This window comes from uncultured Brachyspira sp. (assembly GCF_944393015.1).
GTDB lineage: Bacteria > Spirochaetota > Brachyspiria > Brachyspirales > Brachyspiraceae > Brachyspira.
The window spans coordinates 1-20,650 of the sequence record NZ_CALXYQ010000034.1; the positions used below are offsets into that span (position 1 = coordinate 1).

At 28.0% G+C, this 20,650-nt stretch carries 21 protein-coding genes; 9 read left to right on the forward strand and 12 right to left on the reverse strand.

Going from position 1 to position 20,650, the window contains the following annotated elements:
- The first annotated feature begins 335 nt into the window (after window positions 1-335).
- Both Q0K19_RS10885 and Q0K19_RS10890 read left to right on the forward strand, forming a co-directional pair.
- Complete coding sequence (locus Q0K19_RS10885) at window positions 336-1,631, forward strand: O-acetylhomoserine aminocarboxypropyltransferase/cysteine synthase family protein (RefSeq protein ID WP_297247839.1); 1,296 nt, start codon at window positions 336-338, stop codon at window positions 1,629-1,631.
- A gap of 60 nt (window positions 1,632-1,691) precedes the next feature.
- Window positions 1,692-2,792 (forward strand): homoserine O-acetyltransferase, encoded by a 1,101-nt coding sequence (locus tag Q0K19_RS10890; RefSeq protein ID WP_297247841.1) that lies wholly within the window; start codon window positions 1,692-1,694, stop codon window positions 2,790-2,792.
- Between the two features lie 84 nt (window positions 2,793-2,876).
- On the opposite strand, the gene Q0K19_RS10895 is transcribed toward Q0K19_RS10890, so the two are convergent.
- From Q0K19_RS10895 to Q0K19_RS10910, 4 genes are all read right to left on the reverse strand, one after another.
- Window positions 2,877-3,854 (reverse strand): alpha/beta hydrolase, encoded by a 978-nt coding sequence (locus Q0K19_RS10895; protein WP_297247843.1) that lies wholly within the window; start codon window positions 3,852-3,854, stop codon window positions 2,877-2,879.
- 22 nt (window positions 3,855-3,876) lie between these two features.
- The gene (locus Q0K19_RS10900) at window positions 3,877-4,545 is read right to left on the reverse strand and encodes a DUF6320 domain-containing protein (RefSeq protein ID WP_297247845.1); all 669 of its coding nucleotides are present in this window, start codon (window positions 4,543-4,545) and stop codon (window positions 3,877-3,879) included.
- 5 nt (window positions 4,546-4,550) lie between these two features.
- A complete protein-coding gene (locus Q0K19_RS10905; RefSeq protein WP_297247847.1) occupies window positions 4,551-5,819 on the reverse strand; it encodes an alcohol acetyltransferase in 1,269 nt (422 codons plus the stop codon).
- Between the two features lie 158 nt (window positions 5,820-5,977).
- Window positions 5,978-6,430: a VOC family protein gene (locus Q0K19_RS10910; RefSeq protein WP_297247848.1), complete on the reverse strand. Its 453-nt coding sequence runs from the start codon at window positions 6,428-6,430 to the stop codon at window positions 5,978-5,980.
- Between the two features lie 662 nt (window positions 6,431-7,092).
- Between Q0K19_RS10910 and Q0K19_RS10915 the strand changes: the two genes are divergently transcribed.
- Window positions 7,093-7,836: a YebC/PmpR family DNA-binding transcriptional regulator gene (locus Q0K19_RS10915; protein ID WP_012671045.1), complete on the forward strand. Its 744-nt coding sequence runs from the start codon at window positions 7,093-7,095 to the stop codon at window positions 7,834-7,836.
- A gap of 41 nt (window positions 7,837-7,877) precedes the next feature.
- A complete protein-coding gene (gene ruvC / locus Q0K19_RS10920) occupies window positions 7,878-8,360 on the forward strand; it encodes a crossover junction endodeoxyribonuclease RuvC (protein ID WP_297247852.1) in 483 nt (160 codons plus the stop codon).
- On the opposite strand, the gene Q0K19_RS10925 is transcribed toward ruvC, so the two are convergent.
- Complete coding sequence (locus tag Q0K19_RS10925) at window positions 8,353-9,078, reverse strand: hypothetical protein (protein WP_297247854.1); 726 nt, start codon at window positions 9,076-9,078, stop codon at window positions 8,353-8,355. The genes ruvC and Q0K19_RS10925 overlap by 8 nt on opposite strands.
- Before the next feature lie 180 nt (window positions 9,079-9,258).
- On the reverse strand, window positions 9,259-10,188 hold the full coding sequence (gene pfkB / locus Q0K19_RS10930) for a 1-phosphofructokinase (protein WP_297247856.1): 930 nt from the start codon (window positions 10,186-10,188) through the stop codon (window positions 9,259-9,261).
- A 200-nt stretch (window positions 10,189-10,388) separates the two neighbouring features.
- Here pfkB and galE point away from each other — a divergent pair, with 200 nt between their 5' ends.
- Window positions 10,389-11,381, forward strand: coding sequence for a UDP-glucose 4-epimerase GalE (gene galE, locus Q0K19_RS10935; RefSeq protein WP_297247857.1), 993 nt, complete (start codon window positions 10,389-10,391; stop codon window positions 11,379-11,381).
- A gap of 456 nt (window positions 11,382-11,837) precedes the next feature.
- On the opposite strand, the gene jag is transcribed toward galE, so the two are convergent.
- The 5 genes from jag to rpmH form a co-directional block, all read right to left on the reverse strand.
- Window positions 11,838-12,542, reverse strand: a complete 705-nt coding sequence (gene jag, locus Q0K19_RS10940) for an RNA-binding cell elongation regulator Jag/EloR (protein WP_297247859.1) — start codon at window positions 12,540-12,542, stop codon at window positions 11,838-11,840.
- A gap of 60 nt (window positions 12,543-12,602) precedes the next feature.
- Window positions 12,603-14,474: a membrane protein insertase YidC gene (gene yidC, locus Q0K19_RS10945; protein ID WP_297247861.1), complete on the reverse strand. Its 1,872-nt coding sequence runs from the start codon at window positions 14,472-14,474 to the stop codon at window positions 12,603-12,605.
- A gap of 88 nt (window positions 14,475-14,562) precedes the next feature.
- Entirely contained in the window at window positions 14,563-14,772 is a 210-nt protein-coding gene (gene yidD / locus Q0K19_RS10950; RefSeq protein ID WP_041177161.1) for a membrane protein insertion efficiency factor YidD, read from the reverse strand.
- Complete coding sequence (rnpA, locus tag Q0K19_RS10955; RefSeq protein WP_297247865.1) at window positions 14,769-15,122, reverse strand: ribonuclease P protein component; 354 nt, start codon at window positions 15,120-15,122, stop codon at window positions 14,769-14,771. The genes yidD and rnpA overlap by 4 nt, the downstream gene beginning before the upstream one ends.
- A gap of 54 nt (window positions 15,123-15,176) precedes the next feature.
- Complete coding sequence (gene rpmH / locus Q0K19_RS10960; RefSeq protein WP_008723263.1) at window positions 15,177-15,320, reverse strand: 50S ribosomal protein L34; 144 nt, start codon at window positions 15,318-15,320, stop codon at window positions 15,177-15,179.
- A gap of 209 nt (window positions 15,321-15,529) precedes the next feature.
- Here rpmH and Q0K19_RS10965 point away from each other — a divergent pair, with 209 nt between their 5' ends.
- The gene (locus tag Q0K19_RS10965; protein ID WP_297247867.1) at window positions 15,530-16,009 is read left to right on the forward strand and encodes an ATP-binding protein; all 480 of its coding nucleotides are present in this window, start codon (window positions 15,530-15,532) and stop codon (window positions 16,007-16,009) included.
- 115 nt (window positions 16,010-16,124) lie between these two features.
- The gene (locus Q0K19_RS10970) at window positions 16,125-17,675 is read left to right on the forward strand and encodes an ATP-binding protein (protein WP_297247869.1); all 1,551 of its coding nucleotides are present in this window, start codon (window positions 16,125-16,127) and stop codon (window positions 17,673-17,675) included.
- A gap of 374 nt (window positions 17,676-18,049) precedes the next feature.
- On the opposite strand, the gene Q0K19_RS10975 is transcribed toward Q0K19_RS10970, so the two are convergent.
- Window positions 18,050-18,481, reverse strand: a complete 432-nt coding sequence (locus Q0K19_RS10975; RefSeq protein ID WP_297247871.1) for an ATP-binding protein — start codon at window positions 18,479-18,481, stop codon at window positions 18,050-18,052.
- A gap of 159 nt (window positions 18,482-18,640) precedes the next feature.
- Here Q0K19_RS10975 and Q0K19_RS10980 point away from each other — a divergent pair, with 159 nt between their 5' ends.
- Together Q0K19_RS10980 and deoC are read left to right on the forward strand one after the other, a co-directional pair.
- Window positions 18,641-19,759, forward strand: a complete 1,119-nt coding sequence (locus Q0K19_RS10980; protein ID WP_297247873.1) for a DegT/DnrJ/EryC1/StrS aminotransferase family protein — start codon at window positions 18,641-18,643, stop codon at window positions 19,757-19,759.
- Between the two features lie 197 nt (window positions 19,760-19,956).
- Window positions 19,957-20,607 (forward strand): deoxyribose-phosphate aldolase, encoded by a 651-nt coding sequence (gene deoC / locus Q0K19_RS10985; protein ID WP_297247875.1) that lies wholly within the window; start codon window positions 19,957-19,959, stop codon window positions 20,605-20,607.
- The last annotated feature ends 43 nt before the right edge of the window (window positions 20,608-20,650 follow it).

Here is a 20,650-nt window from a genome sequence, read left to right on the forward strand (position 1 = left end):
AAATTATGATACACCTATGTTATACTTCAAAAAGATAAGGAATACTTAAATGCAATATGTATGGCACCCATGCAAAAAATAAAACTAATTACTATTGACAATAATTTTATATTAACATATAATCTATAGTTAATTATTAAATAAATATATTAGGAAATATTGTAAATGAAGACAATCATCGTTATAAACAAAATGTTTTGCCTCATGCAAATGTGTATGTTTAATAATGATGGCTGTAAATAATAATTTATTTTTTATTTTGTACTTTAAAGCCGTCAAAGTTATTTGGCGGCTTTTTTTATTTTAATCTATTAATATAAAAAGGAGTATTAAAGATGTCAAGAGAATTAAAATTTGAAACATTAGCTGCACATGCAGGACAGGATTATAATGATACATTCGGAAGCAGAGGAGTGCCGGTATACAAAACTACTTCATATTTATTTAGAGATTCAAAACATGCTGCTGACTTATTTGATTTAAAAGAACTCGGGTATATTTATACAAGACTAGGAGATCCTACAGCAGATATATTAGAAAAAAGAATTACAGCTATGGAAGGCGGTAAGGCATCTATTGCAGTATCTTCAGGAACAAATGCTATTTTTTATACTATAATCACTATATGTGAGGCTGGAGATGAAATAGTTTCTGCATTCAATGTGTATGGAGGAACATATTCACAATTCGGAGCAATACTTCCTAAATTTGGAATTAACACAAAATTTGTAGATGCTAAAGACCCAGAGAATTTTGCTAAGGCTATCACTAATAAAACTAAATTAATATTTATAGAAACAATTTCAAATCCTTCATTAGATTTTACAGATATTGAAGCAGTTGCTAAAATAGCACATAATGCGGGAATACCATTGGTAGTGGACGGAACTTTTACGACTCCTTATCTTTTGCAAACTATTAAACATGGTGCCGATATTGTAATAAACTCGCTTACAAAATGGATAGGCGGACATGGAAGTGCTGTAGGAGGAATAATCACTGACGGCGGTAACTTTAATTGGCAAAGCGATAAATTCCCTCTATTTTCAAAACCGGATGCAAATTATCATGGATTAAGATGGGCTTATGATTTGCCTGATGAACTTAAAAATATAGCATTTACTTTGAGAGTAAGAACTGTGCCTCTTAGAAATTTGGGTGCTTGTCTTTCTCCTGATAACTCTTGGATATTCATTCAGGGAACAGAGTCTTTGGCAGTGAGAATGGACAGACATTGCTCTAATGCTTTAAAAGTTGCTGAGTTTTTAGAAAAAGATGATAGAGTTGAATGGGTAAGATATCCGGGACTTAAAAATGATCCGTCTTATGCTACAGCAAGCAAATATTTGAAAGATAAATTCGGAGGAATGGTTGTATTCGGTATAAAAGGCGGATATGAAGCTGCAGTTAAATTTATAGACAATATAAAATTATTCTCTCATTTGGTTAATGTAGGAGATGTTAAGAGTTTGGTTGCACATCCTGCTTCCACTACTCATTCACAATTATCTGAAGAGGAATTGAAAAAGGGAGGAATAAGCAAAAACTTCATAAGGCTTTCAATAGGTATAGAACATATTGATGATATACTTTATTATTTAGATGAAGCTTTAACTATAGCAAATAAATAATTTAAATATAAAAAACAGGGGTATTAATAATTACTCCTGTTTTAATAAGAGGATTATTTTATGAAGAATATTATAAAAAAAGATAAAAAAGAAAATAATGAACAAGGAAAAACAGAAGTTAAATATTTTAATTATGAGAAGCCTTTCAAATTTGAAAACGGAGCTTCAATAAATGAATTAACTATAGCATATACTGTAAACGGACATTTAAATGTAAATAAGGATAATGCTATTTTGGTATGCCATGCTTTTACAGGAGATGCTGATGTTATTACTTGGTGGGATAATTTTGTTGGTAAGAAAAAGGCAATAGATACAGATAAATATTTTGTAATATGCTCAAATGTTTTAGGAGGCTGCAGCGGAACAACAGGACCTTCTTCAAAAAAACCAAATAGTAATTCATATTACGGTACAGACTTCCCAACTTTCACAATTAAAGATATAGTAAAAGTACAAAAAATATTAATTGACAGCTTAGGAATAAATAAACTTTATTGCGTGGCTGGAGGTTCTATGGGAGGAATGCAGGTATTACAATGGACTGCAACTTATCCTCAAATGATGGAAAAAGCAATAGTAATAGCTAGTTCTATGAGCCATTCCCCTATGCAGATAGCCTTAAATGAAATAGCAAGACAGGCAATAACAGAAGATACTGAATGGTACGGCGGAAAATATTATGGTATGTCATCTCCTGACAGAGGTCTTGCTTTAGCTAGAATGCTTGGACATATCACATACATGAGTGAAGAATATATGAGAAAGAAATTCGGAAGGAAGAGAAAAACAGCTGTTAAATATTTTACTCCTTCTTTTGAAGTAGAAAATTATCTCCATTATAACGGAGAAAAATTTACGGCAAGATTCGATGCTAATAGTTTTTTATATCTTACTAAAGCTATGGATTTTTTTGATGTTAAAGATGAAATAAAAAAAATAAAACATAAAAAAAATATTAATTTGAAAAAAACTCTAATTATATCTTTTATATCGGATTGGCTTTATCCAAGTACTCAGTCTGCTGAAATAGTTGCTGCTTATCAGCATTCTAATATAGATACAACATTTCATGAAATAGCATCCAATTATGGGCATGATGCATTTTTGTTAAAAAATACAGAACAGACTAGATATATAAAAAATTTCTTAAATAATTAAAATAATAAAAGCTGATAACTTATTTATAAGATATCAGCTTTTTATTTAAATAAAATTACTTAATTTAAGCGGAAGTGCAATTTTTTAATTGTCAATTTTTTCAATCCATTTGAATACTTTATCTAATATATGTTCACTGTCCATAGCCTCAAAGAATATGCCATTAACTAAATTATTATGATAAATATTTTTATTATCAAATATAATACAATCGGCTAAGCCATCATGAAAGCTATTAACTTTATTAGAAAAATGAATAGAATTCTCAACATCGCAAATAGGATCCAATTCGGAATGAACGCATAGTACTTTTGTTTTCTCGCTTCCGTCTATATGATTATAAGGATTAGCCTCTTCCCTATTGTAGCCCTCTTCAAATAATTGATCAAGCATAGGAGTTATTATATCATTAGTACATACATTTAAATCAGTTGGCCCTCCAAGAGATACATATCCTTTAAAAATATTACAATCCACATTATACTTCTTATGCATTTCTTTATAGTAAACAAGCAAAGCTCCCAAATGAGCACCGGCAGATGAGCCTATCACTATAATATCAGAATAATCAATATTTTTATTCTTCAAAACTTCCAATGCTTTATTAAATCCTGCAAATACATCTTCTATTTGAGCGGGATATTTATATTTTTTACTGAGTCGGTATCCTAATAAAATAGTATGGAATTTCTCTTTTGCAAATCTTCTTCCAACAAATCTGTATAAATTAGCATTGCCCTCTCTCCAGCCTCCGCCATATAAATAAACTATAACCTGTTTCTTTGGGCTTTCATTTTCTTTTAATTGAGGAGCAAAATATAATATATATTGTGCCTTATTTTTATCGAATTGATACTTTTCAGGCTTTATTTTCTTATCAGCTTTTATAAAATTAACAGCCATACTTGGATAAGTAAGATACTCTCCAAGCAAATTTTTTCTTCTTATCTTTTCCTCTATTTTTTTCTGTTTTCTTTCCAATTTAGCTTTTTTTTCTTCGAGTTTCCTTTGTTCTTTTTCTTTTTTTATTTGCTCTTTTTCTTCTCTTTTATTATCTTCCATAAAAATACTCCTTATTTATAAATTATATATGAAAAATCTTTATTATAGATGAAACAAAATCAATTCTAAATAATATAAGCATAGCTAAAATAATTATAATACCTCCTCCCAAAGCCGATAAACTGCTCCAAAGTACAAAATGAAATAAAGGAAGAATTATCATTATTATTGATATAAAAGAAGCAGACATTATATAAGAAACATATTCATTAAAATATTTTCTATCTATAACTGCAATTAAAAACATAGCAATATTTAAACCAAGCGACAAGAAAGGAATAACATAATTAAATGACCATTTATAAAAACCGGTGAATATATCTATTACAATAACGAGAGGCATAAGTATAAAAAACTCTATAAGTAATTTCTGCCTTAAATATAAAGTATCCGCTGTAAAACATACATAAGTAAAATAAGAACATAATATTGATATAACAGATATTACAGCCCAATTATATTTTGAATTAGTTGAAATATTTATTATTATCAAAGCTATTATTGCAGCTAATGATGAAAGCAAAACTATTTTTTGGGCATTGATTTTTTTCTGCATTTTATAAAACCATTCATAAGAATGATACTCTTCATTTATTATTTCATTATCATTATTATTTAATTCTTTTAAACATAAAGGACATATATTTCTATTAGTTTTAATTTTCAATCTGCAATTATTACAATAAGCCATTTTATTTATACTCCATAATCATTAGAATAAATTTCCACTTCTGTAATATTAGATATATATCTAAAAAAATATTTTATTATATCAGTTTCTATTACCGTTCTATTAAATGTAATTGATAATTTATCACCGAAACTGCATAAGCCGCAATTTAAAGGACTGTTTATTGTAGGATATACAACAGCTTCAAAATGACTTATATAATCTTTCATATCATCAGGCAAAGATATATTACCAAAATTCGATATTGTCATAGTTTTCAATTTATCTTCAAAAAGTTCAAATGCTAAATTAACTACAAAATTTTTAATAACTAAAGGTATAAATTTTGCAAATATATTATTTTCTAATTTCGTATTCTCATATATAAAATTCTGAAGTTTTTCCTTACTTATTTTTTCTTTCATCTCTCTGTTTGTAATCATTATAATATCATCAAAAGTTAATTCCTTGTCTGTGGGAATCAATATATTAGCAACCCCGAAGAAATTTTTTAATGATATTGAAGGAAATATACTTCTTAAATTAACAGGCACGCACATCACTATATTTTTTCCGTCAAGTCTGTTTTTTATTCTAGTTTCATAAATTGAATAAACCAAAGCCGATAATATATAAGATGTGATTGTAGTATTATGTTTTTTACTCTCTTCCTTTATACTTTTCAAACTTATCATTCCATGCACAACATTATCGCCGTAAAATTTTAAAGGCTTTCCTTTAATCAAATAAACATTCTTTATCTTTTTTTCTTTTTTAGTTTCTATTTTATTCTTTGTATGCACAGAAAAGCTGTCATCATAGTCTGCCATAATTGGAACAGTATCTTTAAATATATCATCATTTTTATCATCAATATTTTTTCCTAACAAAACAAAATAATGATATAGCAAAGATTTTAAAAAACTTATTAAAGCCGTAGCATCGGCGAGAGAGTGATAAACTTCAGTAAAAATTCTATATTTATAATAGCCTACTCTCAAAAGATATCCGTTATTTAATTTGCTGTTTATATTATAGCAGGGATAATATTTATCTTCCTCTACGATCAATCTTCTATGATTTTCTTCAAAGTAATTCCAAAATAATCCTTTCTTTATCATAAGCGAAAGTGTTGGAAATCTTTTTATTGTGATGTCTAATGCTTCCTGAAGTATATCAGGATTAACTTCTTCATTATTAAGTACAACTGACACTCTGAATATTGGTATATTTTTTTTATTTTTTATAGAAACAAAAAGTTTAGCTGCATTATCCAATTTATAAAGATGTTTCATAATAATTACACCATAATTTGATATTAATATTTTAAATCATTTGCTTTATTTTTCAATAATTAAATTAGGAATAAAAAATATATTTAGTATATTATAGTTCATATTTGCCTTATTTTTTATATATATCCTATCATACAAAACAAATGCTATTATTGAATTCAAAATGTTTCCATCAATTCTAATATTATACCATCAGGATCTTTGAAATATAATGCTTTGCTCTTTGAAAATCCGTAAGAAGTAAAATCAAATTCCTGATGCTCTGATAAACATTCTACATTGTTATCAATTAAATGTTTATATACTTTTTCTATATTCTCTACTCTGAAGCAAATCTCTGATGCTGAAATTTTATTTAATTTAGGCTCATCTTTGATAGTTTCAGGGCTTACAAATTGTAATAATTCTATAGGAGGAGCTATTATATTATCACTGCCATTAAGATAAGCAATTTTTACCTTACAATTATTCATAGCAAAAAGAGCATCTGTTTCTTTGCCTTCCATTAAAGCCTCTCCTATTAATGTTAAGCCTAAAATATCTCTGTAGAAATTAATAGATCTTTCTATATTGCTCACAGTAATACCTATATGCATTACTTCCTTTAACATAAAATTTACTCCTAATAATTTTCTCAATATAATTCTAACAAAAAATCAAATAATATGAAATATACTGAACAAAATTAAATTTTATTAACGCACGGTGAATGAATCATTAATATATAATTAAAATTCTATTTTTCAATTAATCTATATTTAAAGTTCTGCTATGCGTGCGGTAAATGCACTATAAATTTAAAAAAATCCTGGGTGGGCAGCTAAAAAATCTAATTAAAGTAACAAGAAAAAATTAAGTTTATATTGCAGATTAAAAACTGTAAGCCTAGAGGGTGGGCAAATGTAATTAAATTTAAAAACTTAAATTACATACCCCGCCCTTTAAAATTTATTGCTAAAATTTAAATTTTAGTATTTTTTATATTTAAAGCTTCAATTAGAAATTAAAGCACCCGCCCAAGTGGTATTTAAATATATAATCTGCTTAACGCACGTTTAATGCATTTTAATTTATTGTTTAAATTGTAATAATAATTAGCTTATATTTTAAATTTTATTCTGCGTGCGGTAAGTTAATAATTTATATAATTAAGAATATAAATATGATAATCAATCAAAATATATATTATAAGTTGACAATAGTTGTATTTTGATATATAATTACGGCGAATAAATAATCAGTAAATAAAAAATCTAATAAATAGAGGTGTAATATGTCAGGACACTCCAAGTGGGCTAGTATTAAACATAAGAAAGCCGCAAATGATTCAAAAAAAGGTAAAATTTGGTCAAAAATAGCAAAAGAAATAACAATCGCAGTAAAAGAAGGCGGAAGCCCAGACCCAGACCAGAATGCAAGATTAAGAATGGTTATAGTAAAAGCTAAAGGCACTAATATGCCTAATGATAATATAGACAGAGCTATAAAAAGAGGTGCTGGAGCAGGAGAAGGTGCTAATATCGAAGAAATGTCTTATGAAGGTTATGCTCCAGGCGGAGTAGCTATAATAGTAGACGTTGCTACAGATAATAAAAATAGAACTGCTGCTGAAATAAGATCTATATTCAGTAAAAATGGCGGAAACTTGGCAGAAAACGGTGCAGTTTCTTGGCAGTTTAAGAAAAAAGCTGTTGTAATGATACCTGCTGCTGGAAATACTGAAGAAAGCTTAATGGATATAGTTTTAGATGCCGGTGCTGAAGATATAGAACAAGATGAAGAAGTATTTACTATCACTGGCCCTATGGAAACTTTATCATCTATAGTTGATGCTTTAAAAGCTAAAGGCATAGAGCCTGAAAGTGCTGAAATAGTACGCGTTGCTGATAATACTATGACTATAGCTGAAAATGATGCTAAAAAAGTTATGAAAATCATAGGTTTATTTGAAGATCATGATGATGTTTCTGCAGTAGCTACTAACTTAGAAATTACTGATAACTTAATAGAAGAATAATAATTATCATAAAATAAACAATAAAAGCAATTAATATCTTTATGATAACTTTAGGAATAGACCCGGGATTTGCTAGATGCGGATATGCTTTTATAGAAGCAAAAAATTCTGCATACAAAATAGTAGATTCCGGGCTTATTGAAACCTTTCAAAATCAAGAATATAATCAAAGACTTTCATTTATATACACTCAATTAGATGAACTCATAAAAAAATATAAACCTTCTAATGCCGCAATAGAAGAATTATTCTTTTCAAAAAATACTAAAACTGCAATAAAAGTTGCTGAAGCAAGAGGTGTTATAATATTAGCTTTAACACTCAATAATATTGAATTCTTTGAATACAAACCTAAAGAGGTAAAATCTCAAATAACAGGCAACGGAAATGCAAATAAAGACGCCATGATGAAAATGGTCAATCTATTTACAGGTGCTGATATTATTCAAGATGATACCGCTGATGCAGTAGCTATAGCCTTGGCACATGCTTCAAGAAACCGAATATTTAATAATATTAAATGATAGGATTTTTATAGTTAATATCATCTATCAAATATATATTATCTTTATGATTTGTTTTAGGTGTTTCAGTTTCTTCTGATGTTTCTGAATTTTCTGATGATTCTGAATCTTGAGTAACTTTATCTTTCTCTTCAGTTCTCTGATTTTCAAGTATGGATTCAAATTCTGCTTGATAATTCTCTAATATAGTACCTTCAAAATCAGCATATAATAAAATCTCTTTTAATTTCTGCAAATCATAAACATAAGTATATGTGTATTTTGCACTGCCAATAGTTTCTAAAGCTCTCACAGCCAAAGTATTATTATGTAATAATTCTTTAAGTAAAATTATACTTTGCTGACTTGCTATTTGAGAATTAGTCAATGAATAAAATTCAGTTTCACCATATTTATTTAATGATGTATTTCTAGGTTCATTTTTTCCTAATCTATATACGATATCTATTTTATCATTATCATTAAAACGCTGTTTAAAAAGCAAAGAAGGAGTATATAAATTTATATTTATGGAATTGCTGTTTACTTTTATCATTAATGTATTGAAGTTTAAACTATTTTCTTCCTGTTTTTTTATAAATATAGAAATTTCTTTTACATCTGTTATAGGATCTATCTTCTCAACTAAATACCATTCTCCTATTGCATAATACTGTGAATATAATATAGAAGAACTGATAAAAATCATAGCAATAATAATTTGTTTTATTATTTTCATAAGCAACTCCATTTACTTTTCTATAGTTATATTATGATAGTTTTATCAATTAAAATCAACAATAAATACAAAATTAAAAAAAATTTTTGATGATTTTAGTTTACATATTAAAATAAAAACAGCAGAAAACTAAAAAATTAGCCTTCTGCTGCAATAAACTTAATAAAATAAATAATATTTTTATTTTAAATTAATCTGTTTTATTTCAACTTTATCTAATAAATTATTCATATCTTCAAATGTTGTAAGCCCCTCACTGAAAGCTGTAGCAGTACCTGAAGCTATAGCGTACTTATAAGAATCTAGTATACTTAAATTTTTGCTTATTCCATATACAATACCAGCCACCATTGCATCCCCAGCACCAACAGAACTTACAAGCTTTCCTTCAGGGGCATTTCCTATATAAGAGCCTTCCTTAGTAACCAATGCAGAACCATCTTTTCCTAATGATACTAAAACATTATCACTTCCGTCTTCTACTAATTGCCTTGCATAAGTTATGATGTCGTATACAGTTTTTATATCTCTTCCAAAATATTCAGACAATTCTTTTCTGTTTGGCTTTGTAAGAAAAACATTTTCCTTAACTGCTATTTTAAAAGCAGTTTCTCTTGAATCTAATATTACTTTTACATTATTTTTTAATTTTGTTTTTTGTATAATATCTTTATAAATATCTTCTTTCACTGAACTAGGTACGCTTCCTGAAAGAACTAATATATCATTATCCTGAATATTATTATCTATAATAGAAAGCAGCTGATCTATATTCTCCTGCAATATCTTAGGAGATTTCCCCATTATTTCAGTTTCTTTTTTTCCTGTTTTTATCTTTACATTGATTCTAGTATTTTGTTCAAGAGCAATAAAATTCTCTTTGATTCCATATTTATTTAAATCTGTTTTTATATAATCACCTGTAAAGCCTCCGCAAAATCCTAAGGCAACAGATTCAATGCCAAAATTTTTTAATACTTTAGAAACATTTATTCCTTTTCCTCCTGCTAAAGTATATGAAGTATTTACTTTATTTAGTTCTCCTTCTTCCAATTTATTCATATCCATATAATAGTCTACTGCAGGATTTAGTGTTAAAGTGTAAATCATATAAACTCCTCTATTTTATTGTTTATTATTTAGTAAATAATACTAATACATATATAATTAGTATATATGAAAAAAGAAAAAAATAAAATATTAATTATAATCAAACTTTACATTTTATTTTATCAAAATAATTCTTTGACTTTTTTTATAATTTAATTATACTTTAGTTATAAATAAAACTTTTAATTTGGAGTATTAATATGGCTGTTTTAGTATGCGGAGGAGCTGGATATATAGGCTCACATGTAGTTAATGAACTTTTAAAACAGAATATAGAAACTGTTATAATAGATTCATTGGAATATGGACATAAAGATGCTATTAAAGATTGCAAGAATTTTTATCATGGAAATATAGGGGATAGCGATTTACTTGATAAAATTTTTAAAAGTCATGATATTGATTCTGTAATGCATTTATGTGCTTATATAGAAGTAGGAGAAAGCGTACAGAATCCTGCTAAATATTATCATAATAATGTATCCAATTCTATTAATCTTCTTAATGCAATGCTTAAAGCAAATGTTAAGAACTTTATATTTTCTTCTACTGCTGCGGTTTACGGAGAACCAGAGAAAATTCCTTTGGAAGAGGATTGCAGAAAAGAACCTACTAATCCTTACGGCGACAGTAAATTAGCATTAGAAAAAATACTTTCTTGGTATACTAAGGCTTATGATTTTAATTATGTAGCTTTAAGATATTTTAATGCTTCAGGTGCTCATCCAGACGGACATATTGGCGAGGATCATAAACCTGAATCACATTTAATACCATTAATACTTCAAGTACCGCTTGGAAAAAGAGATTCAATAAAAATATTCGGTGATGACTACCCTACTCCTGATGGAACTTGTTTAAGAGATTATATACATGTATGCGATTTAGCTTTGGCTCATATTGCCGCTATGAATTATTTGAAGAAAGGCGGAAAAAGTGTTGCATGCAATTTAGGAAATGGAAATGGATTTAGTGTAAAAGAAGTTATTGAAGTAGCCAGAAAGGTTACAGGACATCCTATACCTGCAGAAGTTTGTCCTAGAAGAGCAGGAGATTCATCAGAGCTTATAGCAAGCAGTAAGAGAGCTAAAGAGGTTTTAGGCTGGACTCCTACTATAGACTCATTAGAAACTATAGTACAAACTGCTTGGAATTGGCATAAAAATCACCCTAACGGCTATAATGACAGATAATATTTATTTATACAAGAAAAAATTAAAGGGGCTTAAATTAAGTCCCTTTTTTTATAGCTTTATTCTAATTCCCCGCCCTCTATGCTTTTCAATTAATTTATAAAATTTTTATTTTTATTTCCTTTACAGCTATAATTAAAAAAACATGCCCGCCCTAGCTTATTTTAAATATATAGATTTCCAATACGCACGTTTAGCAATTCTAAATATATAAATTAATTAATTATTCAAATTTAAATTATATAATAAAAATCTTCACACCGTGCGTTGAGATAGCCAAAAAATCTAATCAAAAGCTTGGGTGGGTTGTGCTTTTTTGTGTTAAGTTAAAAAAATAAATAATATTAATATGTGAAATAAAGGCAATAAATATAGAGGGTGGGAATTAGAATAAAATTTTAATATAATAAAAAAAGGAGGCTTTTAAAAGCCCCCTTAAAATTAAATCATATAATATTATCTGTTTCTATAATATGATTTATTATAACCGCCTCTGTCATTATATCTTTTATTGTTATAACCGCCTTTTCTTTTTGAATATACTTTTACGCTTCTGTATGGCGGTTCACCATCACTCTTAGTTTCAACATCATTATCATTTTGAAGTTCTAAGTGTATGATTCTTCTTTCATAAGGCGACATAGGATCCAAAGCCACAACTCTTCTAGTCTTTTTAGCCTGCTGAGCAGCCTGACGGGCAATATGCTTTAAAGTCTCTTCGCGTCTTTCTCTGTAGCCGTCAACATCTAATATGATATGCCTTTCAGTATCATCATTGAATTTTTTAGAAGCTATCAAAGAAATGATGAATTGTAAAGCCTCTAATGTAGCACCTTTTTTACCTATTAGTACACCAGAATCCTCTGTAGAAATATTAATATAAATTCTTTTTTCGCTCTCTTCCTTAGCAGTAACTTCAGCCTCAACCCCCATGTATTTTAATATATTAGATACTATAGATTGAAATTCGCCCAAATTTGTAGAAATTTCTTCATAATAAACTCTTATAATAGTAGGAGATTCCTCTCCAAATCCTAAAATTTTTTGTTTACCCTTATCTATTACCTCAATTCTAACCTGATCCTCCGTAAGATTAAGTTCCTCAAGTGCCTTACTAACGGCTTCCTTTTCTGATTTACCACTAAACTCTTTTACTAACATAGTATCCTCCTTTCTATATGATAAAGTAATTTTTATATTACTTTTAATTTGTTATAACCATTATCTTTTTTTTCTTTTTTTCTTTTTTCCAGTTTGTTTTATTTCTTCTTCTTCAACTATCTCATTTGTATTAGATTTATCAATCTTTGAAGTTATAAACTGCTGAGCAACTCCAAATATATTCTGTGCTGTCCAATATAAAGCAAGTCCGCTCGCAAAGTTATAGAACATAAGAAGCATCATAAGCGGGAAAATAGTAGTCATCATCTTCATCTGTGTAGCTGCACTAGAATTTCCTGCAGAAGATGAAGGCTGCAATTTCATGCTTAAATAACTAGTTACTGCCATCACTATAGGGAACAAGTTAAAATTAAATCCTCCTAATATAGGTATTCCTGCTGGAAATACGAATAATTTATCAGGGGAAGAAAGGTCTGTTATCCATAAGAATGGAGTATTCCTTAATTCTACCATAGACTGCATAAGATAGAAAAATGCTATTAATAATGGGAATGGTAATAACATAGGAAGACATCCGCCTAAAGGATTAATCTTCTCTTTCTTATAAATAGCCATTATTTCAGCATTCAATTTATCAGGATAATCTTTATACTGCTCTCTTAAACGCTCTATCTTAGGATTAACCAACTGCATCTTCTTCATAGATTTATAAGAAGCATGGTTAAGCGGGAAAGTTACAAGCTTGAATAAGAATGTAAACAGTAATATAGCCCAAGCATAATTCTTTGTAATATTATATAAAGCATTAAGAATAATATCTAATATATAAGTTAAAAATCTTAAATTAATTCCTAAGAAAGATTCTTGGAATATAGATTCATAAGATTCTTCTAAATAATACTTAGAGAAAGTCCTTCTTACCTTAGGTCCCATAAACACTGAATAATTATCAGTAATAGAAGAACCGCTTTTTATAGTATGCTTAGACATTAAATTTGCTACATGAAAATCATTTCTATATTCATTAGTTGAAGGCTTAGAAAAAGTCATAGTTTCAAAAACTGTGTTATTAGATTGAGCAGGAGAAGAAATAATAGCAAAATACCTATTATTTAAAGCCACCCATTTATCCTCGCCTTCATATACGGCATATCTCATCTGATTAGTTTTAATTCCTTTTGAAGAATTACCAAATCCAAATAATCTTGAGAAAAGATTATCTTTTACTATATCTCCAGTTAATAGTATTTTAGATTTACCATTTCCTTTTATCAAATATTGTGCCTTAGTAGCATCTTCTCTTACAGCATTTTTATCAGTTCTGTAAGGACCTATACCTGTAGCCAAGAAATATGAATAGAATAAAGAAAGATCTTTTTCACCTACATTTTCTATACTAACAGAATTTTTTAACTGATAAGGGTCTTCTCCAAAAGTAAAAGTTTTTGTTATTTTTACTTCTGTATTATCTATAATAGCATTAGCAGAATATGAAACTTTATCGCCACTTTCTTCTGCTAATTGATAATCCAAATTTTCAGGTATTGCAATAGAATTTGATAGGTTTTGAAATGTTACAGTAAAAGGATAAATACCTTCATAAACCTGTTCTACCATATCAATAATTTCATTTGTAGCATCAGGACCTAAATCCTGCGGATAATAATTTTTTAATTTATATGAATATAAAGAACCATTTTTAAAAGTTGCTATAACATACTCATTTTCAAGAATTTTTTCATTATTAATTGCTGCATTTGTATTTTCTATTTTTTCTATTTTTTGCATTTGAGCAGTATTTAATAGAGTATTTTCAGAAGTTGTATTATTATTACTGACAGCATTTGAATTTGTATTTACATTATTAGAATTATAAACAGGCTTCATTGTTTTAGCCTGATAGAACATGTATAGAAACATTATTATAGCGGAAAGTCCAATAGCTATAACCATTCTTTTATTATTGCTCATAAAATGTTAAAGCTCCTTAAATCAATTATATACAGAAAAGAATTCGTTAAGCAATTAAAAAAGGAAGATGGACTAACACATAAAAATACTATGGCACAGGATCATATATTTTTTTTGCTAGCGGGTTACATCTCAGTACTCTGGCAATTGCAAGAAAACTACCTTTTATAGCCCCATACTTAATGACAGCCTGTTTAGCATATTCAGAACATGAAGGTATATATCTGCAGGAAGGCCTTAAATAAGGTGAAATAGCTTTCTGATACAAAAAAATCAAAAACAAAAGAATCTTTTTCATATATGCAAAACCTTCTGAAATAATTTTAATAAGTCTTTTTTATAATCATCAAATGAAGGCAGCTTATAACTATCAAACCTATTAACTATAATAAAATAATCATATCCAGTAGGAATTTTATCTTTTTGAGTTCTATATATTTCTCTAACTATTCTTTTAACCTTATTTCTGCCAACAGAATTAGTTTTGTTTCTTTTTATAGTTACAGCAAACCTAGAATATGAGCGATTATTTTCTAATAAGAGCACAGTGTATTTAGAATTATAAATTCTTTTAACACTGCTGCTATTATTAAAAAAAGCTGATATGTCTTTTCTGTGCTTTAACCGCTCTTTACTATATAATTTCAATGAGTATTCCCTGTAACAGCTTCCATAAGTACTGCTTAATAATTGCTCAATATTTTACTCATCTGCTGCAGTTAAGCGATATCTGCCTTTTCTTCTTCTACGTTTTAAAACATCTCTTCCATGTTTAGTTGCCATACGTTTAAAAAATCCGAATTTTCTAGCACGACGCAACTTACTTGGCTGATAAGTTCGTTTCATATATGTCTCCTTAAAGATTATATTTCTTTATTAATCATTTTCATAGCAAAAAAATTTATACAAATATACTTGAGTATTATACTACACAACTTTACTCTTGTCAAGTATATAAAAAATACATTTAAAACAGCTATACATAAATATATTACAATTAAAACATATTTCATTTATAAATTTGATATTATATTATTTAATGATATAATAGCCCAATGAAAAAGTATTTACTTGAGAATAAATTAGAAGATATTACTCCGTTGATAGAAACTTTATCTGCTGATGTAAAAAAATACATACCAAATAATGAAATGGATTTATTTGCCGCTGCATTATATGAAGTGATTATGAATGCAATTGAGCATGGAAATCTTAATATCTTATATGAAACTAAAAAAAATTGGCTTAAGAAAAATATTTACCATAAAAAATTAAAAGAACTTCTAAAAACTGAAAAAGCTAAAACAACTCATGTAGAAATAACATTGCAAATAGAAGATGATAATATTATTATTGCTGTTAAAGATCAAGGACTTGGATTTAAACCTAAACAGGAAGCAAAAAAAATCAATAGCGATGGATTTGCTCGCGAAAGCGGAAGAGGAATTATGATGATTAAATCGTACTTTGATGAAGTAAAATTTAATAAAAAAGGCAATGTCATAACTTTAATAAAAATAATAAAAAAAGAGTAATCTTTTACAATAATTAATTAAATATTTTTTAAATAAATAAGCAAATGATAATTATCATATTATATAAGTTTATTGAAAAATGTGATAAAAAATATTTTTTAAAGAGATTCAATTTATGTCTAATGATAAGAAAATAAAAAAAGTAAAAAACACTAAATATTTCCGTAAATCGCCTCCTATACAGTTAGATACTGGATTTGTAAGTTTAGAGAGATTTATGGCTATTAATGAATATGATGACGGATCTTTTTCCAGAGAATATAACTGTGATATAATTAACAGAAAAGGGAGAGATGCTGTTATTATTGTACCGTATACTTATATAGATAATCAAATACATGTTCTTATGATAAGCAATTTCAGACCGGTTGTTTATTATAGAGAAAAAGTTATGACAGGAAAAAGCCCGGAAGAAATAGATGAACATACTATGAATTTCTTAGAGTTTCCTGCCGGAATGCTTGAAGAAGATGAAATTAATGAAAAGAATCCTAATCAGGGAATAAAAAAATGTGCTAAAAGAGAACTTGAAGAAGAAACAGGATATGATGTAGATTTAAAAAAGATAAATGTATTAGGACATAGATATTATAGTTCTTCAGGCATTATAACAGAGAGAATTAATATTGCCACATGCGATATAACAGGATTAACTCCAAAAAAAGAAATTCAAACTGATGGTTCTGTAATGGAAGAAACTATAGAATCTTTTTTCGTTCCGTTCGAGAAGGCTATGAGATGGTGTAAGGAAGGCGTGATAAAAAATGCCGGTACTGAAATAGGACTTCATAGGCTTTATTTCTCAATACTATATGAACATCAGAAGAATCATAATTTAATACTTCAAAAAAGGCTTCATGCTCTTTTGAATGAGATAAATTCTCTAAAAAAAAGTGCTGAACATTATAATAAATTAATAAGAGAATTCAAAGCAACAGTTTCTCATGAATTAAGACATCCGTTTACAGAAATCATGGGGTATATTAATCTGCTTAAAAAGAATAATATGCCTGAAGAAAAAAGAGAAGAATTCTTTAATATAGTTTCAAGAAGCATTAAAAAACTTTATGATACTAATAACAATCTTATACAGATAGCTTTAAAAGATGATGAAAGTTCTAAATATGTATCTGAATTTAACATTAAAGAAGAACTTGATATTATTATAGAAGGTTATAAATTCATCTACCCTAAAAATATAAATATAGAAATGAATATAGAAAAAAACTGCACTACATTAATAGGATATCATGAAAGATTCAGACTTATAATGGAAGGCATAATATCCAATGCTTTCAAATTTACAAAATCAGGAACTATATCAATAAATGTAAGAACTTTAGATACTATAGAAAAAAAAGAGCTTGATTTCTCACCTGACTTATTCAATTATCATACTATGAAAAATATTATACCGAATGAAATTGAGATAATAGTAAAAGATACTGGAAAGGGAATAAAGCCCAGCAAATTAAAAAAAGTATTCATACCATTTTATCAAGCTGATTCAAGATTTGAAAGAGAATATGGCGGAATGGGTATTGGTTTATCTGTTGTAAAAGATTTGCTTGATACTATGCAAGGAACAATAAGCATAGACAGTTCGGAAGGTGCCGGTACTATAGTAAAATTGAGAATGCCTTTTGGTATTCCTAGCAAAAACTAGATACCCCGCCCTTTTAATTTTTTAATCAACTTAGAAATATACAATTTTTTATTTCATTATTGCCTATTTAGAAAATATAGCACCCACCCAAGCTTTTTTAAAAAAGCATGGCACTCAACGCACGCTAAGCTAAATTATAAATATTAATGATATTAAAATTCAAACTTAACTATATTAAAAAATGCCGTTCACCGTGCGTTAATCAAAGTTTTAAATTTAATATTCACTAGGGTGGGCATGCTTTTTCTTAATAAAACACTAAATATAATAAAATTATCAATACTATAAAAATAAAAAAACAAAAGGGCGGGAAATTAAAATAAATCAATAAAAAATATAGTTCTAAATACTATAATATAAAATTATAAACATATTTAACGTCTGTTTTTAATTATTACTATTCTTCTTCCATTGTTCTCAAAATAAAAATCATCTGTATATAAGGAAATGAGAAATATTCCTCTTCCGCTGTCTTTATAAATATTATCCTGGGATTCTGTTAAACATATCATAGCGGAAAAATAATCGAATCCATCACCTTCATCTTCAATTACAACCTTAATTCTTTCATCATCAATATAAAAATACATACTTACATTTTTATTATAGTCATTATTATTTCCATGAATTATGGCATTAGTTAAAGCTTCTTCAAAAGCTATTTGAAAAGCATCGCATTCCTTTACTCCATTAGAATGCAAAAAATGTAAAAAATCATTAGAAATTTTAGGTACTAACAATCTATCACTAGGGATCTTTAGTGACAATCTTTTTTCTACTTTATTTCCGCAATATTCTATACTCATAGTTCAACTCTATAATACTATAACTAATTACATTATATAACTATAAAGTATAGAAAAATAAGACCCATTGTCAAGTTTTTTAAAATATAAAAATATTGACATTAATTCTATTTTGAATACAATTTAACTGTTATTTTATTTTTTTATAAAGGATTTTTTATGAAATATATGAACCTTTACAGAGGATACGAAAAGAGAAAAGAAGCTATTGATAAAAAAATATCTTCTATTATAGAAAGAAGTCAATTCGTATTCGGTGCCGAATTAGATGAATTAGAAAAGGAATTGTCAAATTATACAGGAGCTAAATATGCTGTAGGTGTATCATCTGGGCATGTTGGTTTGGTGCTTTCACTTTTAGCATTAGGATTCAATGCAGGTGAGGATCATTCTAAAAAAGAAGTTATAGTTCCTGCTATGACATTCTTCTCAACTGCTGAAGCTCCTGCTTTCCTAGGAATGAAAGTAAGAGTTTGCGATATTGATGAATATTTTAATATGGATGTAAAAAAGCTTGAAAGTTTGATCAATAAAAATACTGCTGCTATTATACCTGTTAATTTATTCGGACAATGTGCTAATTATGATGTTATATTAGATATTGCTAAGAAAAATAATATATTTGTTATAGAAGATGCTTGTCAATCATTTGGAGCTAGTTATAAAAATATAAAATCCTGTTCCGGAAAATTAGGCGATATTGCTGTAACATCATTTTTCCCAGCTAAACCATTAGGCTGTTTTGGAGACGGTGGAATGGTGTTTACTAATAATGAAGAATTATATAAAAATCTTAAACAGCTTCGTCATCATGGTGATGAAGGCGGAATGATCCATGTTAAATTAGGAACTACAGGAAGACTTGATAATTTACAGGCTGGTATTTTGCTTGAGAAATTCAAAGGCTTTGATGCTGATATGGATCATAGAAGAAGTGCTGCTGAATACTATAATGAAAAATTAAAAGATGTAGTAAAAGTACCTCAAGTAGCCGAATATACTCAAAGCGTACATGCTCAGTATGTTATACAGGTAGAAGATAATAGAGATGAAGTTAGAAATAAATTAAATGAATTAGGCATACCAACTGCACTTTATTATCCTCACCCTATACATTTAGCACCTGTATTAGTTAAGAAGTTAGGATACAAGGAAGGTGATATGCCGGTATCAGAATATGCTTCAAAACATAATATTGCCTTGCCTATAGATAATGATATTCTTAAAGAAGAACAGGATATGGTTATAGAGGCTGTCAAAAAGGTAGTTAATAAATAATTAATTTAGAATTATGATAAAAGCAGGTGTTTAGGCACTTGCTTTTTTATTTTCAATTTAAATAAATAAGAAAATTCTCTTTTAATTTTTACAATATCATGATTTTAATAAATTAATTTATATACTAATAATATATAACATAATAAATTTGACAAATAGAACAATGTTTTATATCATATTTAATATGAGGAGAAAATATGAATAATCTTAATAAATTAATAGACCATACTATTTTAAAACCTGATGCCACAATAGATGATATAAGAAAGCTATGTATAGAAGCTAAAGAATACAGATTTTATTCTGTATGCGTAAATTCAGCTTATGTAAATGTAGCTTATAATTTTTTATTGCATTCAGATGTAAAGGTATGTTCAGTAGTAGGCTTTCCTTTGGGTGCTATGATGAAAGAGGCAAAAGCTTATGAAACAAAAGTTGCAGTGGATAGCGGAGCTGATGAAATAGATATGGTTGTAAACGTTGGTTTCCTAAAAAGCAAAAAAATAGATCTTTTTGAAAGAGATATAAAAAAAGTAAGAGATGCTTGCCATGCCAGCGTATTAAAAGTAATTATAGAAACTTGTCTTCTAACAGATGAAGAAAAAGTATCGGCATGTAAAATAGCTAAAGAATGCGGTGCAGATTTTGTTAAAACTTCAACAGGATTTTCTACAGGCGGAGCAACAGAACATGATGTAAAACTTATGCGTGAGGCTGTAGGAAAAGAAATGGGAGTTAAAGCTTCAGGAGGCATAAAAACTTATGAAGATGCTTTAAAAATGATTGAAGCAGGTGCAAATAGACTTGGAACAAGCAGCGGTATAGCAATAGTAAAATCTTCTATGTAATTACAGTTATGATTATATAGTTATTAATGTAAGTAAAGCAGGA

Excerpts from the sequence above, each read along its gene's own strand:
- Q0K19_RS10895 (WP_297247843.1), bottom strand. The coding sequence starts at position 3,854 with ATGGAAGATAATAAAAGAGAAGAAAAAGAGCAAATAAAAAAAGAAAAA.
- pfkB (WP_297247856.1), bottom strand. The coding sequence starts at position 10,188 with ATGATTTACACTTTAACACTAAATCCTGCAGTAGACTATTATATGGAT.
- deoC (WP_297247875.1), top strand. The coding sequence starts at position 19,957 with ATGAATAATCTTAATAAATTAATAGACCATACTATTTTAAAACCTGAT.
- Q0K19_RS10885 (WP_297247839.1), top strand. The coding sequence starts at position 336 with ATGTCAAGAGAATTAAAATTTGAAACATTAGCTGCACATGCAGGACAG.
- Q0K19_RS10915 (WP_012671045.1), top strand. The coding sequence starts at position 7,093 with ATGTCAGGACACTCCAAGTGGGCTAGTATTAAACATAAGAAAGCCGCA.
- Q0K19_RS10900 (WP_297247845.1), bottom strand. The coding sequence starts at position 4,545 with ATGGCTTATTGTAATAATTGCAGATTGAAAATTAAAACTAATAGAAAT.
- jag (WP_297247859.1), bottom strand. The coding sequence starts at position 12,542 with ATGTTAGTAAAAGAGTTTAGTGGTAAATCAGAAAAGGAAGCCGTTAGT.
- Q0K19_RS10965 (WP_297247867.1), top strand. The coding sequence starts at position 15,530 with ATGAAAAAGTATTTACTTGAGAATAAATTAGAAGATATTACTCCGTTG.
- yidC (WP_297247861.1), bottom strand. The coding sequence starts at position 14,474 with ATGAGCAATAATAAAAGAATGGTTATAGCTATTGGACTTTCCGCTATA.
- Q0K19_RS10970 (WP_297247869.1), top strand. The coding sequence starts at position 16,125 with ATGTCTAATGATAAGAAAATAAAAAAAGTAAAAAACACTAAATATTTC.
- Q0K19_RS10905 (WP_297247847.1), bottom strand. The coding sequence starts at position 5,819 with ATGAAACATCTTTATAAATTGGATAATGCAGCTAAACTTTTTGTTTCT.
- ruvC (WP_297247852.1), top strand. The coding sequence starts at position 7,878 with ATGATAACTTTAGGAATAGACCCGGGATTTGCTAGATGCGGATATGCT.
- Q0K19_RS10910 (WP_297247848.1), bottom strand. The coding sequence starts at position 6,430 with ATGTTAAAGGAAGTAATGCATATAGGTATTACTGTGAGCAATATAGAA.
- Q0K19_RS10925 (WP_297247854.1), bottom strand. The coding sequence starts at position 9,078 with ATGAAAATAATAAAACAAATTATTATTGCTATGATTTTTATCAGTTCT.
- Q0K19_RS10975 (WP_297247871.1), bottom strand. The coding sequence starts at position 18,481 with ATGAGTATAGAATATTGCGGAAATAAAGTAGAAAAAAGATTGTCACTA.
- rpmH (WP_008723263.1), bottom strand. The coding sequence starts at position 15,320 with ATGAAACGAACTTATCAGCCAAGTAAGTTGCGTCGTGCTAGAAAATTC.
- Q0K19_RS10890 (WP_297247841.1), top strand. The coding sequence starts at position 1,692 with ATGAAGAATATTATAAAAAAAGATAAAAAAGAAAATAATGAACAAGGA.
- Q0K19_RS10980 (WP_297247873.1), top strand. The coding sequence starts at position 18,641 with ATGAAATATATGAACCTTTACAGAGGATACGAAAAGAGAAAAGAAGCT.
- galE (WP_297247857.1), top strand. The coding sequence starts at position 10,389 with ATGGCTGTTTTAGTATGCGGAGGAGCTGGATATATAGGCTCACATGTA.
- yidD (WP_041177161.1), bottom strand. The coding sequence starts at position 14,772 with ATGAAAAAGATTCTTTTGTTTTTGATTTTTTTGTATCAGAAAGCTATT.